Below are 1825 nucleotides of genomic sequence, written 5' to 3'. Positions count from 1 at the left end.
CACCCTGGCTGCTGATCCCGCGCCTGGCCGATCCCACCAGCGGCCGGGTGCTGCTGGACGGGCAGGACCTTCGCACCCTGGACCCGCAGGATGTGGCCGCGTTGGTGGGAGTGGTCTCCCAGGAGAGCTACCTGTTGCACGGCACGATCCGCGAGAATCTGTCCTGGGCGGCACCGCAGGCCACCGAGGAGCAGATGTGGCAGGTGCTTGAGGATGCGCAGATCGCCGAGCTGATCTCCTCGCTGCCCGAGGGGCTGGAGACCATGGTCGGCCAGCGCGGGCACCGCTTCTCCGGCGGGGAACAGCAGCGCCTGGCGATCGCCCGCACGATGCTGCGCAATCCGAAGGTGCTGGTGCTCGATGAGGCCACCAGTGCGCTGGATACCGTGACCGAGGCGCAGGTGCAGCGGCCCTGGACCGCCTGGCCCAGGGGCGCACGACGCTGCTGATCGCCCACCGGCTGAGCACCATTGCCCGGGCGGAAAAGATCGTGGTGCTTGATGCCGGGCGCGTGGTGGAAGAAGGCTCGTTCGATGGGCTGGCTGCCGCCGGCGGCGCCTTTGCCCGGCTGCTGGGCAGCAGCGACTACTCGCGCCAGCTCAGCAGTTAGCCTCCGGCTGCCCGCCGGGCTGCTGGCCGTCGAGGTTGGAAAGGATCCGGGTCAGGGCGCGGCCGATGACCTCGCGCTCGTCGGCCTCCAGCTGATCGAAGATGGCTTCGCGGATGAAGTTCACGTGGCTGGGGGCGGCGGTGCGGATGGTGTGCCAGCCTGCTCGGTCAGGCTGATCAGGTTGCCGCGCCCGTCGCGGGCGTCCGTGCAGCGTTCGATCAGCCCTTGTTCTCCATTCGGCGCAGCAGGTGGGACAGGCGGGAGCGGTCCCAATCCAGTTCACGCGCAACATCGGCCGGGCGCAGCTGCTTGGAGCTGGATTCCGATAGGGTGGCCAGTACGGAGTACTCTCCGGACTGCATCTTTGAATCCCGCATCAGCTGGCGGTCCATGGCACTGGGAAAGTGCCACAGGAACTCGCGGATGATGCGCCACAGGCGCTGCTCCTGGTCATCGAGCCAGCGCGTTTCCTCGGCCATGTGCCGTCATCTCCTCGTCGGAACCCCGGAATGCTAGATGTTGTTGACACATCAATTATTCCGTGGCATCCTGTTTTTGGCAAACATAGATGACGCGTCAATATGATGGCGCAGTTCGACCCAGTGAGGAAAGCAGCACATGAACAAGATCGCCATCGTTACCGGCTCCACCCGCCCCGGACGCCTGAACCTCTCCGTTGCGCAGTGGGTGCTGGAGCGCGCCCAGCAGCGCGGAGACGCCGAATATGAAATCGTCGACATCCAGGACTTCAACCTGCCGGTGCTCGATGAGCCATTCCCGGCCGCCTACCAGAACTACCAGCAGGAGCACACCAAGGCCTGGGCCGCCAAGCTGGAGGAATTCGACGGCTACATCTTCATCACCGGCGAGTACAACCACTCCGTGCAGCCGGCCCTGGCCAACGCACTGAGCTACGTGAACCTGGAGCTGAACAACAAGCCGCCGGCATCGTGGGCTACGGCTCGGCCATGGCGCCCGCGCGATCGAGCACCTGCGCGGGATGCTCTCCGAACTGCAGGTCGCCCACGTGCAGAAGACCGGGCTGTTCTCCCTGTTCACTGACTTTGAGAACTTCACCAGCTTCGCCCCGACCGAGATCTCGGCCACCTCCGTGGAACCGATGTTTGACCAGCTCACCGCCTGGATCACCGCCATGAACTCGGTGCGCAAGCCAGCCCTGGCCGACGCCTAGCAGCCTGCACGCCGCCTCGCGCG

Annotated in this window: 5 protein-coding genes; 3 read left to right on the top strand and 2 right to left on the bottom strand. The window is 65.6% G+C overall.

Features of this window, described 5'->3' with window-relative positions:
- A partial coding sequence (locus JCM19049_RS13120; protein WP_306420807.1) for an ATP-binding cassette domain-containing protein occupies window positions 1-449 on the top strand: 449 nt, incomplete at its 5' end.
- 150 nt (window positions 450-599) lie between these two features.
- Here JCM19049_RS13120 and JCM19049_RS20915 read toward each other — a convergent pair.
- Window positions 600-734: a hypothetical protein gene (locus JCM19049_RS20915; RefSeq protein ID WP_279403194.1), complete on the bottom strand. Its 135-nt coding sequence runs from the start codon at window positions 732-734 to the stop codon at window positions 600-602.
- A gap of 94 nt (window positions 735-828) precedes the next feature.
- Window positions 829-1089 (bottom strand): hypothetical protein, encoded by a 261-nt coding sequence (locus JCM19049_RS20910; RefSeq protein ID WP_279403193.1) that lies wholly within the window; start codon window positions 1087-1089, stop codon window positions 829-831.
- 139 nt (window positions 1090-1228) lie between these two features.
- Here JCM19049_RS20910 and JCM19049_RS13110 point away from each other — a divergent pair, with 139 nt between their 5' ends.
- Together JCM19049_RS13110 and JCM19049_RS22700 are read left to right on the top strand one after the other, a co-directional pair.
- Window positions 1229-1672, top strand: coding sequence for an NADPH-dependent FMN reductase (locus JCM19049_RS13110; protein ID WP_306420806.1), 444 nt, complete (start codon window positions 1229-1231; stop codon window positions 1670-1672).
- Entirely contained in the window at window positions 1638-1802 is a 165-nt protein-coding gene (locus JCM19049_RS22700; protein ID WP_306420805.1) for a hypothetical protein, read from the top strand. The genes JCM19049_RS13110 and JCM19049_RS22700 overlap by 35 nt, the downstream gene beginning before the upstream one ends.
- Window positions 1803-1825: the final 23 nt, after the last annotated feature.

The sequence above is a fragment of the Arthrobacter sp. JCM 19049 genome (assembly GCF_001310435.1).
The sequence above is the reverse complement of the archived record's forward strand: the minus strand, read 5'-3'. Positions and strand labels throughout refer to the sequence as shown.

Bases quoted from the DNA above. Each gene is read 5' to 3' on its own strand.
- JCM19049_RS20910 (WP_279403193.1), bottom strand. From the start codon at position 1,089: ATGGCCGAGGAAACGCGCTGGCTCGATGACCAGGAGCAGCGCCTGTGG.
- JCM19049_RS13110 (WP_306420806.1), top strand. From the start codon at position 1,229: ATGAACAAGATCGCCATCGTTACCGGCTCCACCCGCCCCGGACGCCTG.